At 63.4% G+C, this 20,009-nt stretch carries 18 protein-coding genes; 12 read left to right on the forward strand and 6 right to left on the reverse strand.

Annotation, left to right across the window (positions count from 1 at the left end; all coding sequences use genetic code 11):
* Nucleotides 1-47: 47 nt before the first annotated feature.
* The 5 genes from HWY05_RS35230 to HWY05_RS35250 all read left to right on the forward strand — a co-directional run bounded on the left by HWY05_RS35230 (nt 48) and on the right by HWY05_RS35250 (nt 4,851).
* On the forward strand, nt 48-1,037 hold the full coding sequence (locus HWY05_RS35230; protein WP_176061196.1) for a succinylglutamate desuccinylase/aspartoacylase family protein: 990 nt from the start codon (nt 48-50) through the stop codon (nt 1,035-1,037).
* Between the two features lie 33 nt (nt 1,038-1,070).
* On the forward strand, nt 1,071-1,415 hold the full coding sequence (locus HWY05_RS35235; protein ID WP_176061197.1) for a cupin domain-containing protein: 345 nt from the start codon (nt 1,071-1,073) through the stop codon (nt 1,413-1,415).
* A gap of 320 nt (nt 1,416-1,735) precedes the next feature.
* Nucleotides 1,736-2,956 carry a porin gene (locus tag HWY05_RS35240; protein ID WP_035555322.1) on the forward strand — a complete coding sequence of 407 codons (1,221 nt, stop codon included), beginning with the start codon at nt 1,736-1,738 and terminating at the stop codon, nt 2,954-2,956.
* 75 nt (nt 2,957-3,031) lie between these two features.
* On the forward strand, nt 3,032-4,390 hold the full coding sequence (locus HWY05_RS35245; protein ID WP_176061198.1) for an MFS transporter: 1,359 nt from the start codon (nt 3,032-3,034) through the stop codon (nt 4,388-4,390).
* A 128-nt stretch (nt 4,391-4,518) separates the two neighbouring features.
* Nucleotides 4,519-4,851 carry a hypothetical protein gene (locus HWY05_RS35250; RefSeq protein ID WP_035555318.1) on the forward strand — a complete coding sequence of 111 codons (333 nt, stop codon included), beginning with the start codon at nt 4,519-4,521 and terminating at the stop codon, nt 4,849-4,851.
* 189 nt (nt 4,852-5,040) lie between these two features.
* Here HWY05_RS35250 and HWY05_RS35255 read toward each other — a convergent pair whose 3' ends face one another.
* From HWY05_RS35255 to ugpC, 5 genes are all read right to left on the reverse strand, one after another.
* Nucleotides 5,041-7,011 carry a beta-galactosidase gene (locus HWY05_RS35255; protein WP_176061199.1) on the reverse strand — a complete coding sequence of 657 codons (1,971 nt, stop codon included), beginning with the start codon at nt 7,009-7,011 and terminating at the stop codon, nt 5,041-5,043.
* 37 nt (nt 7,012-7,048) lie between these two features.
* The gene (locus tag HWY05_RS35260) at nt 7,049-7,900 is read right to left on the reverse strand and encodes a carbohydrate ABC transporter permease (protein WP_035555313.1); all 852 of its coding nucleotides are present in this window, start codon (nt 7,898-7,900) and stop codon (nt 7,049-7,051) included.
* Between the two features lie 19 nt (nt 7,901-7,919).
* Entirely contained in the window at nt 7,920-8,825 is a 906-nt protein-coding gene (locus HWY05_RS35265) for a sugar ABC transporter permease (RefSeq protein ID WP_035555311.1), read from the reverse strand.
* Nucleotides 8,826-8,891: 66 nt separating this feature from the next.
* The gene (locus tag HWY05_RS35270) at nt 8,892-10,145 is read right to left on the reverse strand and encodes an ABC transporter substrate-binding protein (RefSeq protein WP_035555308.1); all 1,254 of its coding nucleotides are present in this window, start codon (nt 10,143-10,145) and stop codon (nt 8,892-8,894) included.
* Nucleotides 10,146-10,257: 112 nt separating this feature from the next.
* On the reverse strand, nt 10,258-11,397 hold the full coding sequence (ugpC, locus tag HWY05_RS35275) for a sn-glycerol-3-phosphate ABC transporter ATP-binding protein UgpC (RefSeq protein ID WP_176061200.1): 1,140 nt from the start codon (nt 11,395-11,397) through the stop codon (nt 10,258-10,260).
* Nucleotides 11,398-11,601: 204 nt separating this feature from the next.
* Between ugpC and HWY05_RS35280 the strand changes: the two genes are divergently transcribed.
* The 7 genes from HWY05_RS35280 (at nt 11,602) to HWY05_RS35310 (ending at nt 19,076) form a co-directional block, all read left to right on the forward strand.
* Entirely contained in the window at nt 11,602-12,618 is a 1,017-nt protein-coding gene (locus HWY05_RS35280; RefSeq protein WP_035555303.1) for a LacI family DNA-binding transcriptional regulator, read from the forward strand.
* 229 nt (nt 12,619-12,847) lie between these two features.
* Entirely contained in the window at nt 12,848-14,323 is a 1,476-nt protein-coding gene (locus HWY05_RS35285) for an NAD-dependent succinate-semialdehyde dehydrogenase (protein WP_176061201.1), read from the forward strand.
* A gap of 113 nt (nt 14,324-14,436) precedes the next feature.
* On the forward strand, nt 14,437-15,336 hold the full coding sequence (locus HWY05_RS35290; protein ID WP_176061202.1) for a LysR family transcriptional regulator: 900 nt from the start codon (nt 14,437-14,439) through the stop codon (nt 15,334-15,336).
* 124 nt (nt 15,337-15,460) lie between these two features.
* A complete protein-coding gene (locus HWY05_RS35295; protein ID WP_176061203.1) occupies nt 15,461-16,783 on the forward strand; it encodes an MFS transporter in 1,323 nt (440 codons plus the stop codon).
* 81 nt (nt 16,784-16,864) lie between these two features.
* On the forward strand, nt 16,865-17,905 hold the full coding sequence (locus HWY05_RS35300; protein ID WP_176061261.1) for an amidohydrolase family protein: 1,041 nt from the start codon (nt 16,865-16,867) through the stop codon (nt 17,903-17,905).
* Nucleotides 17,902-18,570 (forward strand): RraA family protein, encoded by a 669-nt coding sequence (locus HWY05_RS35305; RefSeq protein ID WP_176061204.1) that lies wholly within the window; start codon nt 17,902-17,904, stop codon nt 18,568-18,570. The genes HWY05_RS35300 and HWY05_RS35305 overlap by 4 nt, the downstream gene beginning before the upstream one ends.
* A 107-nt stretch (nt 18,571-18,677) precedes the next feature.
* Nucleotides 18,678-19,076 carry a hypothetical protein gene (locus HWY05_RS35310; protein WP_176061205.1) on the forward strand — a complete coding sequence of 133 codons (399 nt, stop codon included), beginning with the start codon at nt 18,678-18,680 and terminating at the stop codon, nt 19,074-19,076.
* 62 nt (nt 19,077-19,138) lie between these two features.
* Here HWY05_RS35310 and HWY05_RS35315 read toward each other — a convergent pair whose 3' ends face one another.
* Nucleotides 19,139-19,993, reverse strand: a complete 855-nt coding sequence (locus HWY05_RS35315) for an AraC family transcriptional regulator (RefSeq protein WP_176061206.1) — start codon at nt 19,991-19,993, stop codon at nt 19,139-19,141.
* Between the last annotated feature and the right edge of the window lie 16 nt (nt 19,994-20,009).

A 20,009-nucleotide genomic window follows, 5' to 3' on the forward strand; every position in this document is an offset into this window, starting at 1 on the left:
GAGTCGGCCCGAGTCGGCCCGTTAACTTTTTGCCAGGACACTTACGTATGAGCATCGAAGCCTATCCGATCGAAGTCGAGTTCCCCGACATCTCGGTGCATGAACACTCGTCATCAGGGATCGCATACGTCCATACGTTCGACTCCGGCGTACCCGGCCCGCACGTAATGATCAATGCGCTCACGCACGGCAACGAAGTGTGCGGCGCGATCGTCGTCGACGAACTGCTGCGCCGCCAACTGCGGCCGCGGCGCGGGCGCCTCACGCTGGGGTTCGCGAACATCGCCGCTTACCTGAGCTTCGATCCCGCGAAGCCCGACGCCGCGCGTTTCGTCGATCAGGACTTCAACCGCGTGTGGACCGCCGCGACGCTCGACGACACCTCGCGCACCTCCAGCGAATTGACGCGCGCCCGCGAGATGCGGCCGGTGATCGACACGGTCGACGCCCTGCTCGATCTGCATTCCATGCACGAAAAGAGCAAGCCGCTGATCGTCGCGGGACCGCTGCAAAAAGGCAGCGAACTGGCCGTGAAGCTCGGCACGCCGGCCACGGTGATCTGCGACGAAGGCCATCCCGAGGGCCGCCGTATGCGCGATTACGAAGGCTTCGGCGACCCCGCCAGCACGAAGAACGCGTTGCTGATCGAATGCGGACAGCACTGGGAACGCGGCGCGGTCGGCGTGGCGCGCGACACCACCGCGCGTTTTCTGCTGCTGGCCGGCGTGATCGACGAAACGGATCTGCCGCAGGACTGGCTCGCGCCGTTGCCGGCTGTGCAGCACATCGTACGTGTGACGCAGCCGGTCGTGGCGACCAGCATGGATTTCCGTTTCGCCGCGCCGTACACGGGCCTGGAAATCTTCGACAAGGCCGGCGCCGTGATCGGCTGGTCGAACGGCGAGGCGGTCGTGACACCTTACGACAACTGCATGCTCGTCATGCCTTCGCTGCGGCAACTGCGGCCGGGCGTCACAGTCGTGCGACTCGGCAAGATCGAACAGACCGTCACGCGTCCCGACACCGCAGGCCAGTGATCCGTTTCAGCACATTCAAAAGGTAAAGCGAAGATGAAGGTACAGCAGCTCAAACAAAGCGTGAATCTGCGGAATCTGGAGGACTGGGGCACGGTCGGCTTGCCGGGCACGACGCCGATTCAGGTGTCCGGCGTGCAACGCGTGATTGAAGGCAACGAGGCGGTCGATACCGGCATTTTCGAATGCACGGCGGGCACCTATCGCCGTTCGATCAAGCAGGCGGAGGTGATGCACTTTATCGCGGGCTGCGGGCGCTTCACGCCGGACAACGAAGAGACCATCCATTTCGCGAGCGGCGACACGCTGTTCTTCGAAGCCAACACGGAAGGCCTCTGGGAAGTCGAAGAGACGATGCGCAAGGTCTATGTGATCTTCTGAATACCGCGTTAAGTGTTGCATTGAGCGCCGCGCCAAGCCTTTCAGGCCGGCGCGTCCTTCCCCGTCTTTTCCCGGCACGCCGACGCGCGCTGCGGCCTCAGCAGTCCTCCGCGCTGTCCAGCGCACTCTCCTTTCCGACGCACCGCTGCAACACGCTCGGGTAATCCCGCGTTGACCCTTCGTTGTCGATTTACTTACAGTGACGCCTGTTCGCACAAAGAATCACAGTTCTATATGCGAACAAATCACAAAAATTGATCGACGACTGGATTGCCCGGCTTGCCAGCAGGCCGGAGCAGGTCGCCTTGGAGAACACCCTCATGAATCGCAGCATCACCATGACCCGGCTCGCCTGCGCGATGGCCGCGTTGGCCAGCGCGCCCGCTTTCGCCCAAAGCAGCGTCACGCTGTACGGTATCGTCGACACGGGTATCGGCTATCAGAGCAGCCAGGCGCCTTCGCTCGGCTCGACCTCGGGCGGCAAGTCGAACGTCAGGATGATCAACGGCGTGTGGGCCGGCAGCCGCTTCGGCCTGAAGGGCGCGGAAGACCTGGGCGGCAACACCAAGGCGATCTTCCAGCTGGAGTCCGGCTTCAATTCCGCCACCGGCGGCCAGCAATACACGAACGCGATGTTCGGCCGCCAGGCCTGGGTTGGCGTAACGAACCCGACCTACGGTACGTTCCAGGCCGGCCGCCAGTACACCGCGTATTACTCGCTGCTGTCGCCGTACAGCCCGACCACGTGGCTCACCGGCTACTACGGCGCGCATCCGGGCGACGTCGACGCACTCGACACGATCTATCGCGCCAACAACTCGCTGGTCTATACGTCACCGAAACTGTACGGCTTCACGTTCAGCGGCTCGTACGCGGTCGGCGGTGTGCCGGGCAGCCTCAACCGCGGCTCGACGTGGAGCGGCGCGGTGCAGTACCTCAATGGTCCGGTGGGCATCGCGGTCGGCTTCATGCGGATCAACAATTCGACGGTGGGCGGCGGCGCGTATGGTGCGGATTCGACCGTATCGAACAACGGCGCGCAGCCGGGTGTGTCGGCGGTGACCAACGGCTATCAGACCGCTCAGGCGCAGCAGCGCTTTGCCGTGACCGGCGGGTATAACTTCGGCAACGGCTGGGACGTGTCGGCGGCTTACTCGAACGTGCAGTACATTCCGGGCGTCGGTTCGAGCTTCCGCGACACCGCCATCTTCAACACGGCCGGCGCGGTGCTGCACTGGAAGCCGAGCGTCTCGTGGGACTTCGCCACCGGCTACAGCTACACGCGCGCGACCAAGGCGAACGGCATCACGAGTTCGGCGCAGTACCAGCAGGTCAACCTGTCCGAGTACTATGCATTGTCGAAGCGCACCGGCCTTTATGCGTTGCAGGCGTTCCAGCGCACCAACGGCAACACGCTCGGCACCGCCGGCTCGGGGCATATCATCAGCGCCACAGCCACGATCGGCGACGGCTTCCAGAGCGCGCCCTCGTCGTCGCGCAGCCAGTTCGCCGCGGGCGTAGGCATCGTGCACCGCTTCTAAACGGCACACGATCGTAGAAGAAAGAAAGGCTCGTAATCACGAGCCTTCGCGCTTTTTCGCAGTCAGGAGACCATCATGAGCCGCAGTACCGCTGTGAACGTTCAAACCTTCATCAACGAACATCCCTTCTCGCCGTTCCAGTGGCTCATCTTCTTCATGTGTTTCGTGATCGTCCTGCTGGACGGTTTCGACACGGCGGCGATCGGCTTCATTGCGCCTTCGCTGATCGCCGAATGGGGCATCACGAAACCGGCCCTCGCGCCGGTGCTGAGCGCCGCGCTGTTCGGCCTCGCCTGCGGCGCGCTCGGCTCGGGCCCGCTATCCGACCGTCTCGGGCGACGCTCGCTGCTGCTCGGCTCGGTGCTGCTGTTCGGCGTGGCGTGCCTCGCGTCGGCCTTCTCGAGCAATATCGAACAACTCACGCTGCTGCGCTTCGTGACCGGCGTCGGACTCGGCGCGGCCATGCCGAACGCCGTGACGATGATGGGCGAATACTGCCCGGATCGCCGTCGCGCGACGCTGATCAATCTGATGTTCTGCGGCTTTCCGCTCGGCGCCGCGTTCGGTGGTTTTCTCGCCGCTTGGATGATTCCGCATGTCGGCTGGCGCAGCGTGTTGCTGCTCGGCGGTATCACGCCGCTGTTGCTGCTAGTCCTGCTGCTGATCAAGATGCCGGAGTCGGTCCGCTACATGGTCGCCAATAGCGCGCCGGTCGAGCGGATTCGCGCGGCGCTCGCGCGTATTTCGAGCGAGGCCGCGCAAGCGGGCTCGTTCACCATGACCGAAACCGCGCCGCAAACCGGTAGCAAGGGGTTGGGCGTGGTGCTGTCGCGTTCGTATATCGTCGGCTCGGTGATGTTGTGGGTGGCGTACTTCATGGGTCTGGTGATCTTCTACGCGTCGATCAACTGGATGCCGATTCTGCTGAAAGACGCCGGCCTCACGCCGCAGCGCGCAACGCTGATTTCGGCGCTGTTCCCGCTCGGCGGCGTGGGTGCCGTGCTGTGCGGCGTGCTGATGGACAAGTTCAACGCGAACCGGATCATCGCCGCGTGCTATGCGTTGACGGCCGTGAGCGTGTACTTCATCGGGCAGGCGGTGGGCAATGTCGGCGCGCTGGTGTTTATCGTGTTCGTGGCGGGCGTGCTGATGAATACCGCGCAATCGTCGATGCCCGCGCTCGCCGCCGCGTTCTATCCGACCGAAGGACGCGGTACGGGCGTGGCATGGATGCTTGGGATCGGGCGCTTTGGCGGCATCGCCGGCTCGTTTCTGGTCGCGGAACTGACGCGGCGTCATTTCTCGTTCGGCGGGATCTTCGCGATGGTGGCGATTGCGGGGTTGATTGCGTGCGTGGCGCTGCTGCTCAAGCAGGCGGCGCGGCCGCATGGGGCGACGCCAGCGGCGTCGAACGCGGAGTCGTTTGGGCATTGATCCGCGTGCGCAAAAAAACGTCACGCGCCACTTACCGATAAACTACGCGGTTCTTTATTCGCGCGGTCGCCGCGGTGGCGCATGCCATCGCTTTCATACCGCGCTCATTTAATGACAGGATTCAGGTCATGAAACGCGTAGTCGTATCCGCCCTGCTGGCAGCGGCGTGCCTCGCCCAACCGGCGGCGCAGGCCGTCGCTCAAACGGTCAGCAACCAATGTTTCGCGCTCGGCGATATCGCCGGCCAGGTCGCGTCGTGGCGCTCGCACAAAAAGACCAAGGCGCAAGCGCTCGATCAGGCGGCCAGTTACTACAAGGATCCGTCCGACCGGCAAGCGGTTGACGCGATCATCGAAAAAATCTACGCGCCGAACGCACCGCATATGACGCCGGATCAGGCGAGCATGGTGTTCACCTCGGATTGCGCGAACCAGAACAAAGCGCAGGCGCCCGCGAAATAGCGCCTGCTATTCATACGGCTACGCGTTTGTGCAGGCGTTGCGACTAACGCTTGCGAAACGCGTCCAGCGAACTCCGCGCGTTGCCGTGGAAATCGAACAAGCACTTCTCTTCGGTTCATCTGTCACCCTCCGTTGATTGAACGGCGGCTCTTATGAAGGCCGCCGGCTCCAGATCGAAGCGCTTGAATCTCAATCGCCGACGGTTCGCCATGCACAGACGTCGCCGGTTTTTAGCTGCGCGTGGCCGAGTACAAAGTCCGCATGAGCCGGTGCGGGCGCTTGCGCGAGTTCAGGGCCGAAGTTGAACGCGAACGTCAGCTCGCCCCGCCGACGAATCCGCACGCCGTCAGGCAGCCGTTGCGTTGCGATACCAGCTTGCCGCGCCGCCTGTGCCAGCACCTCGCGATGCAACGCATGCGATAACCAGCCCGCGACGTAGCGCACGTTGCCGTGCGAGAGAATCGCCGGCCACTTGTCGTCGAATTGTGCTTCGATGCGGGTCTCGCCATTGGCGCGAACATGCTCGCGCCAATGCAGTGCTACGCCATCCGTATCGCCGATCGACAGCGCGGGCGTGAGCGTGGGACGCAGCGTTTCCACTTCCAGCACCTGAATCGGCAGCACGCGCTGCAACACGCCGGGCGGCAGGGTCGAAGGAATCGCGAACAGGTTCGTTTTCGAGCCGCTGCGCGGCCCGAAGACCCATTGCGCGGTACTACGTTCGATCTGATCGACCAGCGCGTCGTCAACCACCGCGAGGCTCGGTACGACCACCAGGCGATACGCCGAAAGATCCGCGTTGCGCGGCACGATATCGACGTCGAGTCCCAATTCACGCAGCGACTCGTAATAGTCGAACGCGAGCGTCTGGTAATCGAAGCTCTTGCCATGACGCTGAATCTCGAACATCCATTGCGTCTCGTAGTCGAACACCACGGCAACGGCCGCGCGCGCAGCCGCGCCGAGTGACGACAACGCCGGGCTCGCCGCAATTTCGCGCGCCGCCAGTTGCACTTCCAGGCCGCCCGGCGACAATTCGTCGTTCGGCAGATTGAGGCCCGAATGCATCTGCTCCTGCGCATACGGACACTGACGCCAGCGGAAATACGACACCAGTTCCGCGCCGTGCGCGAACGCCTCATACGCCCAGAGTCTGACCATGCCTTTCGCGGGCACGGGATTCCACGGCGCCCAGTTGACCGGTCCCGCCTGCTGCTCCATCACCCAGAAACGCCCACGTCCGATTGCCCGGTAGCGGTCGTGATCGAATGCCGACACATCGGGATGGGCGGTCCGCGCGTAGCGGGCCTTCTGCTCGTCGGGCAGTGCGATCGACTCCGTGCGGGCGATCGGATAGCTGTCCCACGCGGCAACGTCGAGCGCATCGCCTTCGGCAAAACGGTAGTGATCGAAGGTCGTGAAGAAACCCATGAAGTTGTGCAGCAGATCCGCGTCGGGCGCATGCTGCCGCAACACGTCGATCTGCTCGCAATGGAAGCTCGCTACTTCGTCGGACATGAAGCGGCGGAATTCGAGCAAATGGATCGGATTGGCGTCGGTGGGCGTGAGGTTCGGCAGGCCGATCGCGTCGAACGACGGATACTCCATGCTCCAGAACACATTGCCCCAGGCGTCGTTCAATGCGCCGACGGTGCCATAGCGCAGATGCAGCCAGCGATGAAAGCGCGCCAGCGCGGCGGCGGAATAACTCGGCACGGTATCGTGACAGCCGAGTTCGTTATCGGTTTGCCAGGCCACGATAGCAGCATGACGCCCATAGCGCGCCGCCATTGCGCTGACGATCCGCACGCATTCGCGCCGGTACGTGTCGCTTGAAATATCGTAATGACGGCGCGAGCCGAAGTTCCAGCGCGTGCCGTCGGCGCGCACCGGCAGCACGTCGGGATGCGCGTCGACCAGCCACTTCGGCGGCGACGCGGTCGGCGTGCCGAGCACCAGTTTCAGTCCCGCCGCGGCCAGCACGGCGACCGCTTCGTCGAGCCATTCCCACTCGAATTCGCCGGCGCGCGGTTCCATCCGGCTCCACGCGAATTCGGCGATCCGCACGTGCGTGATGCCGAGTTCGACCATCCGCTTTGCGTCGTCGGCCCATATCGAACGGGGCCATTGTTCCGGGTAATAGCAAACACCTAGTTGCATGAACGTATCTCGTGAGTAGTTGAAGACGGGCCGGCGTTCAGCCTTTGCTCGCGCCGAAGGTCAAGCCGGCGACAAAGTGCTTCTGCATCAGGAAGAACATCAGCACCGACGGCAACGCGGCCAATACCGAACCCGCGGCGACCAGATTCCAGGCCGTGGTCCATTGCCCCTTGAGGGCGGCGACGCCCACGGTGATCGGCGCGGCGTCGTCGCCTTGCGTAAGGCACAACGCCCAGAAGTAGTCGTTCCAGACGAACGTGAAGACCAGAATGCCGAGCGCGGCGAGCGCCGGCCGGATCAGCGGCAGCACGATGCGCCAGTAGATGGTCCATTCGCTCGCGCCTTCCACGCGCGCGGCCTCGATCATTTCGAAGGGCAACTGCTTGATGAAATTGCGCAGAAACAGCGTGCAAAAACCGGTCTGGAACGACACATGAAAAATCACCAGCGCCCACACGCTATTGAACAGGCCGACTTTCAACGCCATGTCGCGCACCGGAATCATCAGGATCTGGATCGGCACGAAATTACCCGCGACGAACGCGAACAACACCGCCGTATTGCCGGGAAAGCGATAGGTCGCGAGCGCAAAACCCGCCATGGAGGCCAGCACGATCGCGCCGAGTACCGAAGGCACGGTAATCAGCACGCTATTGGTGAAGTAATGCAGCATTGGCGTTTGTGTGAGCGCCGTGCCGTAGTTTTCGATCAACGCAAAATGTTTCGGCCAGCCCCAGTAATCGCCTTGCGACAATTCGTCGGACGAGCGGATCGACGTGACGAGCACGGCCAGCATGGGCAGCAGCCAGATCAGCAACGCAATCGGCAGCGACACTTTATAAAGCGTGCGATTGAGCGGTTTCCAGCGTTCGACGGGAAGCGGATACATGACACGAACCTCCTGAAAATCAGCGTTCTTCGCGCAGCATGCGGCGCAGATGGAACACGATATAGACGAGCATGATGGCGAACAGCACGACGGCAATCGCCGCGGAATAGCCTTCGCGGTAGTACTTGATCGCCTGGTCGTACATGTAATACGCGAGCACCGTGGAGCTGTCGAACGGGCCGCCGCCGCTCATCACCGCGATCAGGTCGAAGCTGCGCAGCGCGCCGATCACGGTCAGCACGACGGCCATGAAAGTGGCAGGCCGCAATTGCGGCAGGATCACGTGCCAGAGCAAACGCACGCCCTTCGCCCCTTCCATGCGCGCCGCCTCGACCACTTCCGGATTGATGCCGGTGAGACCGGTGAGATACAGCACCATGCAGAACGGCGTTTGCGGCCAGAGCGCGGCGAAGATGATGCCGAACGTCACCGTGTGCGGATCGCCGAGCACCGGAATGCCGTGGCCGACAATCAGACGCAGCAGGCCGAAACCCGGATCGTAGAACCAGCTAAATACGAGCCCCACCACCACGCCGGAGAGCACGAACGGCGCGAAGAACAGCGACTTCACGACCCGCATGCCGCGCATGTGCTGGTTCAGATACAACGCGAACAGCAGGCCGAGCGGCGGCGCGAGCAGGAACAGCGCGAGCCAGATCAGATTGTTTTTCAGCGCCGTATAGAACGTGTCGGACTGGAACAGTTCGATGTAGTTGTCCAGGCCCGCGAAGGTCTTCGGCGTCATGCCGTCCCAGTGATAAAAGCTGAGCGAAATGCTGCTGAAGATCGGATAAACCACGCACAGGCAAAACAACGCGCAACCCGGCAACAGGAAGAAAAACGCGGCGCGGTGCTGATGACGGCGCGTCGTCGAGACGTGACGGTGCTGCGCCGCGGGTAAGCGGCGCGCTGCGGATTGAGACATGGATCGGGCCTCGTCGAAGATCGAAGGCAAGCGCCGGCGGTTGCTACGCCGCCGGCGCTTAGGGACTTACTTCTGGTAGATGCGTTTGCGGGTCGCTTCGAGACGCACGAGCACGGCGTCGAGTTGCGACGGATCGCTGTAGAACTGCTGCATCGCTTTCATGCCTTCGTCGGCCATTTCCTTTTGCATGTCGCGGTCGTAGAACTGCGCGATGCCGCCCTTCGTGTTCGCGAGCGTCTGGAAGCCGACCTTCGAGATCGCGTCTTCCGGTTCAGCCGACTGACTGTTCGACGGCAGTTGACCCCAGCCCTTCGCGAGATCCGCGTTGATCTGCGGCTGTTCCATGAAGGCCAGCAGCTTGCGGGCGTCGGCCTTGTTCTTCGCCTTGGCCGGAATCAACAGCACGTTGACCGGACCGTCTTCGGCCATCGGCACGCTGGCGTCGATCACCGGGAAACGGAAGAAGCCGGTTTGCGGCTTGATCGACGGCGGAATGCTCGCGGAGAAGAACGTGCCCATCAGCATCATCGACGCCTTGCCGTTCACCAGAAACGGCGCGATCGAATCGAGGTCGTACGAGAGCGCATTGTCGATGAAGTAGTGATCGTCGATCAGCGTTTTCCACGCGGCGTAGACCTTCTTCACGCGCGCGTCGGTGTACGGAATTTCGCCCGCCATCAATTGCTGATGGAACGCGTTGCCGTTGATCCGCAGATCGAGGTAATCGAACCACGCGGCGAGTGTCCAGCTATCGCGCGCGGCCACCGCGATCGGCGCCACGCCGCTCGCTTTCAGCTTCTTGCAGGCGTCGAGAAACTCGTCCCAGGTTTTCGGCTCGCCCTTGATGCCGGCTTTGTCGAACAGATCCTTGCGATAGAAGAACCCGTACGCGTCGTAGCCGAGCGGCGCCGCGTACTGCTTGCCCTTATACGTGGACGCTTCCTTGACCGACGCGTATTGCTGCGACCAGCCGTTCTTCGTCCAGTCCGGCGACAGGTCTTCGAGCAGGCCACGCTGCGCGTAATAGGCCATCCGTTCGCCGTCGTGCCACGACACGACATCGGGCGGATCGGTGGCGAGCCAGCCGCCCATCTGCACCTTGTACGCTTCCTCGGTGATGTAGGTCACCTTGAGGTCGACGTCGGGATTCGCTTTCTTGAACTTGTCGAACGCGTCCTGCCAGGTCGACCGCTGGTTACCGCGCGCCGAGACGTTGACGTTGAGCGTGGCGGCGTCGGCTGTGGCGCAACAGAGTGTGCCGGCAACCAGAGCGGCTGCGATCGACAGTTGCGCAAGACGGCGAAGGCGTAAAGCAATCATCTTGTGTCTCCTTGACTACCTTGTTGGCTGACAGCCCGCGGCTGGCAGCGATGTAACCCGCTCTGTGGCGGAATCTGGTTCGGTAAGTGTCGTGCTTCGAATGCGCGTGCTTTCAGGCGGCGACTCGTTCGGATTCGAAGCGACTGCGCCGCAGAGCGACACCGTCCGCGTCGAACAGATGGCACGCGGCGGACGGCACGTGAATGCGAATGCGTTCACCCGAGCCGATCGGCGTGTCGCCCGCGGCCTTCGCGACAAGCGAGCCGCCCGCGTGATCCGCGTGAATATAGCTGTGCTCGCCGAGGCGTTCCGACAGCACGGTCATGCATTGGATCGATTGTTCGTCGCCGTCGAGGCACACATGCTCGGGCCGCACGCCGAGCGTGACCGGTTGGCCGCGCTGCAAACGCTGGCCGTCTACTTGCGCGATCAACGTCTCGCCGCTATGCGCGAGCGTGACGCTCACACGGCCCGGCTCGATCGACCCGACTACCGCGTCGATGAAATTCATTCGCGGCGAGCCGATGAAACCCGCCACGAAGCGCGACTTCGGATGGTGATACAACTCGAGCGGCGCGCCGCTTTGCGCGACGCTGCCGAAACGCTCCGCATCCGCGCCGGCGTGCAGCAACACAATGCGGTCGGCGAGCGTCATGGCCTCGACCTGATCGTGCGTCACATAGACCACGCTCGCATTGGCAAAGCGCTGATGCAAACGGGCGATTTCGACGCGCGTCTGACCCCGCAACGCGGCGTCGAGGTTAGACAACGGTTCGTCGAACAGGAACACGCCGGGTTCGCGCACAATCGCGCGGCCGATCGCAACGCGCTGACGTTGGCCGCCCGACAACGCTTTCGGATAGCGCTCCAGAAACGCGTCCAGTTGCAGAATGCGCGCGGCCTCCCGCACCTTGCTGTCGATCGCATCCTTCGGTTGCTTCGCGAGCTTCAGGCCGAACGCCATGTTGTCGAACACGGTCATGTGCGGAAACAGCGCGTAGCTCTGAAACACCATCGCCACGCCGCGTGCCGCAGAAGGCACGTCGTTCATCAGACGCCCGCCGATATGCAGTTCGCCTTCGCTCAAATCTTCGAGACCGGCGATCATTCTCAGCAAGGTCGACTTGCCGCAACCCGAAGGCCCGAGAAACACACAAAACTCATGCTGCGCGATGTCCAGATTCACGCGCCGAATCACCGGCGGATGCTCACCGTACGACTTCTGCACGTTCGTCAAACGAATTGCCGCCATGCTGCCCTCCGTGGATTTAACCGCTTAAATTTTTGTAAAAAATAAACGGCCAGACCTTGTGCGGCAGGCATTTAATCGCTTAAATTCGTGTTCGAGGGAAAAAGCCATGATGAGTGTCTCCGCTGTGTTTTTTGCAAAGTTATCAACGTCGCCCTCGGCCTGCAACATTTGAATCGCATTCCCTGAATTTGGGATAACAAGACTATGGTCACCCTGTCCGAAGTGGCGAAGCGCGCGCACGTTACCGCCGCCACCGTTTCCAACGTGCTGCGCAATCGCGACAAAGTCCGCCCGGAAACCGCCGAGCGCGTGCTGAAGGCGATTGCCGATCTCGGCTACCGGCCGAATCTGAACGCACGCGCGCTGGCCGAGGGACGCTCGTCGACGTTGGCGCTGATGCTGTCGAACATCTCGAACCCGTTCTACCCCGAGTTCGTGCTGGCCGCCGAACGCGCGGCGCGCAAAGCCGGCCACTTCCTGATGGTCTGCAATACCGACGACGACGCCGAAATCGGCCGCGCGTATCTGAACCAGATCGCGGGCACGCTCGCGGACGGCGTGCTCGTCATGAACACGGACATCACGATCAACGATCTCTGCGCGTCCGCCACGCACAACGCACCGATCCTGCTCGCCATGTGGGAACACCCGGAGGCGCCGCCCGCGCTGCCCTGCGTCGCGGTGGACTTCGCCCGCGCGGGCGAGCTGGCCGCGCGGCATCTGCTCGAACTGGGGCATCGCGATATCGGTCTGTTGATCGGCGACGGTTGCGGCGGTTTGCAGGACGCGCGGTCGAACGGCTTTCGTGCGGCGATGCGGGCGGCCAGTATCGAGGCCGACGCGGCCGCGGTGCTGCAGATTCGCGATTCGATCGACGCCGGTTACGCCGCCTGTATGCAGTTGATGTCGAACCGGCCGCAGCTCACCGCGATTTTCGCCACCAACGACCTGCTCGCGATCGGCGCGGCGCAGGCGCTGATCACGCTGGGCCGCGCGGTGCCGGCGGATGTATCGGTGATCGGCATCACCGACATTCAGCTCGCGCATCAGGTGCATCCTGCGCTGACCACGGTCGCGATCCAGACGGCGGCGATCGCGGAGTTGTCGATCGCGAGTTTGATCCGGCTGATCCAGACGCCGCACCAGCAACCGTCGATGGTGCTCGCGCCGCCGCCCGAACTGGTGGTGCGCGCATCGACCGGGCCACGGCGAACGCGCTGAGTTCGCGGCGGCCTGGTCGGCGGAGCGCCACACCACACCAGGCCACGTCAGGCCGATTCAGCAGAAAGTGCTGTCACGCTCCGAAAAAAACACGTGCTACGCCGTCAACGCCGTTATTGGCGACGTCATCCACGGCCGCGCGCGCGTAGCATCGAAGCATCGATCGAAGGTACGCGAGCGCGCTGCCGCATGCCTTGATCTCATCCAGGCAACCTCAAGGAGTCACCCCATGTCTCTCGCCTTGACGCGCGACGAACTGATCCGCACGCACAATCTGATCGACGGCCAATGGACGGATGCCGCCGACGGCGCGCGCTTCCCGGTCACCAATCCGGCCACCGGCGAGCGGATCGTCGAAGTCGCGAACAGCGGAGCCGCGGACGCGCGCGCCGCCACCGACGCCGCCGCCCGCGCCTTCCCCGCCTGGCGCGACAAGCTGCCGCGCGAGCGCGCCGAATTGCTGCGCCGCTGGCACGCGCTGATCGTCGCCAATACCGACGACCTCGCGAAACTGATGTCGATGGAGCAAGGCAAGCCGCTCGCCGAAAGCCGCGGCGAGGTCGCGTACGGCGCGTCGTACGTCGCGTGGTTCGCCGACGAAGCGACCCGCATCTACGGCGATCTGATTCCGCAGCAGCAACGCGGCAAGCGCATGAGCGCGGTGAAGGAGCCGCTCGGCGTGGTCGCGGCGATCACACCGTGGAATTTCCCGCTCGCGATGATCGCCCGCAAGATCGCGCCAGCGCTCGCGGCCGGTTGCACGGTAGTCGCCAAGCCCGCCGAAGATACGCCGCTCACCGCGCTCGCTCTTGCCGCGCTCGCTCAGGAAGCCGGTTTGCCGGACGGCGTGCTGAACATGCTGTCGGCGTCGCGCGAACAGGGCATTGCCGCGGTCGCCGACTGGCTCGCCGATGCGCGCGTTCGCAAGATCACGTTCACCGGCTCGACGCCGGTCGGTAAGCATCTGGCGCGGGAATCGGCCGGGACGTTGAAGAAGCTCTCGCTGGAATTGGGCGGCAACGCGCCCTTTATCGTGTTCGACGACGCCGATCTCGACGCCGCCGTCACCGGCCTGATGGCGTCGAAATTCCGCAATGGCGGGCAGACCTGCGTGTGTCCGAACCGCGTCTACGTGCAGGCGGGCGTTTACGAGCGTTTCGCCGATCTGCTCGCGACGCGCGTCGCGGCGCTGAAGGTTGCGCCCGCAACCGACCCGGACGCGCAGATCGGCCCGATGATCAACGCGCGCGCCATCGACAAGATCGCACGACACGTGGAAGACGCCGTGGAGCACGGCGCGAAAGTGCTGACGGGCGGCAAGCGCCTGACCGAACTCGGCCCGAACTACTACGCGCCGACCGTGCTGACCGGCGCGCAGGACAACATGATGGTGTGCTGCGAGGAGACCTTCGGCCCGGTGGCGCCGCTGTTCCGTTTCACCGACGAAGCCGAAGCGCTGCGTCTGGCCAACGACACGCCGTTCGGCCTCGCCGCCTACTTCTACACGCAGGACGTGCGACGTATCGACCGCGTGGCCAGCCAGTTGGAAGCGGGCGTGATCGGCATCAACGAAGGCGCCGTGTCCAGCGAAGCGGCGCCCTTCGGCGGCGTGAAGGAATCGGGCTACGGCCGCGAAGGATCGAAGTACGGACTCGACGACTACCTGTCGATCAAGTACCTGTGCCAGGGCGGCTTCGATCGATAAGCGGCCTGTTTCATCCGCGACGGTTGGGCGAACTTCGATCCGACGAAACGCGCCCGGCCGCCGCCGACCCGCTATCCTGTGCCTACCGGAGATCAGGTATCAGGACGAGCGTGATGAACCTTAGGGCCCTGCAGTGCTTTGTGATTCTTGCCGAGGAACTCAATTTCAGCCGCGCCGCCGAGCGCCTGCATATCGCGCAACCGGCGCTGAGCCAGCAGATCCGTTCGCTCGAAGAACGGCTTGGCACGCAACTGGTGGATCGGGCCAGGCGTCCGCTGGTGCTGACCGAGGCCGGCCATTATCTGTGTAGCGAAGCGCGGCAGATTCTCGGCTCGGTGGAACAGGTGACGCGCGCGGCGCAGGAAATCGGCGTGGGCCGGCGCGGCTGGCTCAGCGTCGGCTTCACGCGCTCGTCGATGTACAGCGTGTTGCCGCCCGCGCTCAAGGCGTTTCATCACGCGTATCCGCAGGTCGAACTGAAGCTCTTCGAGATGCTCACCGAAGAACAGACCGATGCGTTGCGCGATCTGCGCATTCATATCGGCATTGGCCGGCAGCCGGTTGCCGTGGAAGGCTGCACGTCGTATCCGCTAATGCGCGAACGCGTCATGGCCGCGCTCGAACCGAATCACCCTCTTGCGGCGCACCAGACCGTGCAGATCACGGAGCTCGCCGATACGCCGTTGATTCTGTATCCGAAGCACCAGAACGCGCAGTTCAAGCGCTCGGTGCTGTCGCTGTATCGCGATGCGGGCGTCACGCCGTTCGTTGCGCACGAGGCGTATGAAATTCAAACCGCCATCGCGCTGGTCGCCGCGGGACTCGGCGTTACGTTCATTGGCGAATCGGTGGCGCGGCATGGCCGCAACGACGTCGTGTTCGTTCATCTCGCGGGACCGGGTTCGTCGTATCGTTCGACCCTTGCCGCCACCTTCCGCACCGATGATGCATCGCCGCATCTGCGTGCGTTTCTCGACTGCCTGCCGCCACCGCTCGCCGACGCGGCACTATAAGCAAAAACCTATACAAGCATAAGTAAGCGGTCTTGGACGCCTGCTCCACGCGTTCTTATCATGGGCTCACACATGATAAAGAACGCAGCGGCAGCAATGACTGTCGCCACACGGAGACACGTCAATGCCCTCGATCGATGAAGCCGCAACCATGCGCAAAGTGTATGGGCGCCTGATGCCCCTGCTCTTCGCGATGATGTTCTTCAATTACCTCGACCGGATCAATATCGGTTTCGCCGCGCTCGACATGAACAAACAGCTGGGTTTCAGCCCGGCAGTGTTCGGCTTCGCCGGCAGTATCTTTTTCTTCGGCTACATGCTGCTGGAAGTGCCGAGCAATCTTCTGTTGCATCGCGTCGGCGCACGCCGCTGGATCGCCCGTATTCTGCTCACGTGGGGCGCGGTCGCGGTGGCCACCGCGTTCGTGTTCAACGATTCGAGCTTCTACGTGCTGCGCTTTCTGCTCGGCGTGATGGAAGCGGGCTTCCTGCCGGGCGTCGCGGTGTATCTGACCAAATGGTTTCCGGTGCGCTACCGGGCGCGCGCGGTGGGCGGCTACATTATCGCGGGCTCGTTTTCGGCGGTGCTGGGCGGTCCGATCTCCACCGCGTTGATGACCTACGCGAACGGCGTGCTCGGGTTGCAGGGCTGGCAATGGATGTTCATTCTCGAAGGCGTGCCCGCCATGCTGCTCGGCCTGGTGACGCTGCGCATCATGACCGAGCGCCCCGCCGACGCCAACTGGCTCTCCGCCGATGAAAAACGCTGGCTCGAAGCCACGCTCGCCACGGAACGCGAAGCGCTGGGCGGCAACACGCACTTTCCGCTGCTGCGTGTGGCCGGCGACATTCGCGTGTGGAGCCTTGCGTGTCTGTTCGGCTGCGCGCTGGTCGGCATTTACGGCCTGTTTCTGTGGCTGCCGCAGATCGTCAAAAGCCTCGGCCATCTGAGCAATCTCGAAGTCGGTTTTCTTTCGGCCGCACCACCCTTGCTCGGCGTGTTGGGCACCGTCCTGATCAGCCGCAGTTCGGACCGCACCGGCGACCGCAAGAAACACCTCGCGTTCGTCTACGGCATGAGCGCGCTGGCTATTGCCGGTAGCGCGTATGCGCCGAGTCCGGTGATTGCTTATGCGCTGCTGTGCGTGACCGGCCTGTTCATCTATGCAGGCAACCCGCTGTTCTGGAGCCTGGCCTCGTCGTTCAGAACCGGCGCGGCGGGCGCGGCGACCATCGCGCTGATCAACACGATCGCGCAGTTCGGCGGGCTGGTCGGTCCGTGGAGTATTGGACTCGTGCGCAACGCGACCGGCAATTTCAAGCTGGCGCTGCTGACCATCGCGGCGTTCCTGATCGTTGCGACGATCATCGCGCTAGTGATGCGCGTGACGCCGGCCGAAGACGAGTCCGCCTCGCTCGCTCATGGCGATGCCGCGCCACGAACCTGAGGACCGCGCGCGCCGGATCAGCTCATTGAATCCGGCACGCGCAGGCACACGCACGAGCACAACTGAAGGGTATTGCACACCATGATCATCGATTGCCACGGTCACTACACGACCGCGCCTCCCCAGCACGAAGCCTGGCGCGCGCAGCAGATCGCCGCGCTGAAAGATGGCGGCACGCCGCCTCCCCGCCCCGCGATTGGCGACGACGAGATTCGCGACAGCATCGAAAACGGTCAACTGCGAATTCAGCGCGAACGCGGCACCGATCTGACGATTTTCTCGCCGCGCGCGGCCGGCATGGGTCATCACCTCGCCTCCGCCGAAGCCAACGCGGTGTGGTCCAGTGAGTCCAACGACCTCGTGCACCGCGTATGCGGCCTGTTTCCGCGCAACTTCGTCGGCGTGTGTCAGTTGCCGCAGGCGCCGGGCGTGCCGCCCGCCAACTGCATCGCCGAATTGCGGCGCTGTGTCGAAGAGCTTGGGTTTATCGGCTGCAATCTGAATCCCGATCCGTCCGGCGGACATTGGTCCGGTTTGCCGATCACCGATCGAAGCTGGTATCCGCTCTACGAAGCCATGGTCGAACTCGACGTGCCGGCCATGATTCACGTGTCGTCGTCGTGCAATGCGAATTTTCACGCCACCGGCGCGCATTACATCAACGGCGATACCTCGGCGTTCATGCAGTTGCTGCAAGGCGATCTGTTCGCCGACTTCCCCACGCTGCGTCTGATCATTCCGCACGGCGGCGGCGCGGTGCCGTATCACTGGGGACGCTATCGCGGCCTCGCGCAAGACATGAAACGTCCGCTGCTCAGCGAGTATCTGCTGAACAACGTGTTCTTCGACACCTGCGTCTATCACCAGCCCGGCGCCGAATTGCTCGCCAGGGTGATTCCGGTGGAGAACATTCTGTTCGCGTCGGAAACGATCGGCGCGGTACAGGGTATCGATCCCGAAACCGGCCACTACTACGACGACACGCGCCGCTATATCGATGCGATCGACTGGTTGAGCGCAGCGGACCGGCAATGTATCTACGAAGACAACGCACGCAGTGTGTATCCGCGTCTGTCGCGGCAACTCGATCGTCAATTCGCCACACAAGGGGCAACGGTATGAATCCAATCGGCTGGCGCGAATACGAGTCCGCGCCTCAGGCCCACGCGGCCACACTCGACGCATTGCGGGAACTGGCGGTGTCGCTGCTCAGCGACAACATGGCGCGCTCGAGCGGCATGGTCGGCTTGCGTCCGTACCATCAACCACGACCGATGGCCGGCACCGCGGTCACGGTCCATACGCGGCCGGGCGACAACCTGGCGATTCATCGCGCGTTCGATTTTTGCCGGCCCGGCGACGTGCTGGTGATCGACGGCGCCGGCGACCTCACGCAGGCGCTGATGGGCGAAATCATGGCGAGCTACGCGGAAAGTCTCGGCGTGCAAGGCCTCGTGATCGACGGCGCGATCCGCGACGTCGGCGCGCTGCGGCTGCGCGATTTTCCGGTGTACGCGCGGGGCGTCACGCATCGTGGTCCGTACAAGAATGGGCCCGGCGAGATCAACGTGCCGGTGACGGTTGGCGGCATGGCGGTGCATCCGGGCGACATTATCGTCGGCGATGAAGACGGCCTTTTAGCGATCGCGCCCGCCGATGTCGAAGCCGTCATCGAAGGTGCGCGCCGCCAGCACGCGAAGGAAACGGCGTCGCTCAAAGCCATCGCCGAAGGACGCTTCGACCGCTCGTGGGTCGTGCCGCAACGGGAACGGATGATGAACAACTGACTTTCCCTGCGGCGCGAGCGCGGGCATGACAGCGGCGGTAGAGCGCGCGGCTTCATGTTCCGCGCTCGCACGCGTCTTCCCACAACCCTGCAGGAATCATCTCCGTTATGGCGGACTATCTGAACGCGGCGACGCTGCTCGACCTCGCGCGTGAAGCGGAAGCGCGCGTTGCCGCGCCTTGCTCATGCACGAAAACGCCGCTCGAAGGCTGGCAATCGCAGCCGTTGTCGATCGACGAAACGCAGTTCGAAGAAATCGGCACGCTGATGCCGGAGGACGATCCGGAGCCGACCTTCAGCGAATATCTGCCGGGCAAAGCGGACTACTGGTCGCCCTCCGCGCCGATTGCACCGCGTTACTTTCCGTATAACCGTTGTGCGGTGTGGCAATGCTCGCTGTGCAGCCGCGTTTATTTGCGTTACACCGAAGGCGGTGGGTATTTTGTCGATCGGCGGATGCGCTTGTTGCAGGCGGCGTTGATCGAGGACGTGCCGCTACCGGCGTGAGTTTTTTAGGGCATGCGGTGCGGAGCGGCGCGCTCCAAAACGCCCCACGCGTCCGCAAAAAACTAATGCCCCGGCTTCAGCGCCGCGTATTTCCCCGGCGTGATCCCATACGCTCGCTTGAACAGCCGATTCAAATGGCTCTGGTCGTAAAACCCAACGGCCGCAGCCGCGCTCGCTGCATTGTGCCCCGTCGCGAGCAGTCGTTTTGCGGCCAGCAGCCGCACTTGCGTCGCATAAGCGTGCGGCGGCAAACCGAACTCCTTGCAGAACGCACGCGTCAGGTAGTAGCGGCTCAAACCCACCAGCTCCGCGAGTTCATCGACTGAGATGTCGCGCTCGTAGTTGGCCTCGAGATACTCACGCACTTGCGCCATCTTGTGCGCTTCACGGCGCGCCTCGCCGTAGGTCTGCGCGGATTCGCCATATCGGCCGACCAGCATGCCCATCGCGCCCCACCAGTTCGCCTGACGCTCCAGCAGCGACACTGCGCGCTGTTCGTCGAGGCTCGCATGCGCTTTCACCAGCAGACCCGCCAGATGCCGGTCCTGATAGAGCCCCGGCGGAATCAGCAGCGGACTGTCGGCGCGCGATTCCGGCGAGAACACGGCGCTCAGCGCGCCCAGCCCTTCCATGTCGAGATAAATGGCCCGGTAAATCCATTCGCGGCCTTCCCACACTTCGCCGCTGTGATACTCGCCGGGTCCGAACACCAGCACGCTGCCGGGTCCGGCGACGTCGCTGCCCGCGCGCGTATGGCATTGCCCCGCGCCGCTCTCCGTCATGACGATGACGAGCTCGTCGTGCAGATGCCGGTCGAACTTGTGATCGCCGTAACGGGCGGTCGCGAGACACGCGCCGTCGAGCGCGCCATCGCGCCAGCAGACCACTTCCGGTTCGCTTTTATCCGACGTTTGCATGACGGGTCCTGTGGGT

Origin of the sequence: Paraburkholderia sp. BCC1876 (genome assembly GCF_902833695.1) — a bacterium.
Taxonomy (GTDB): Bacteria; Pseudomonadota; Gammaproteobacteria; order Burkholderiales; family Burkholderiaceae; genus Paraburkholderia.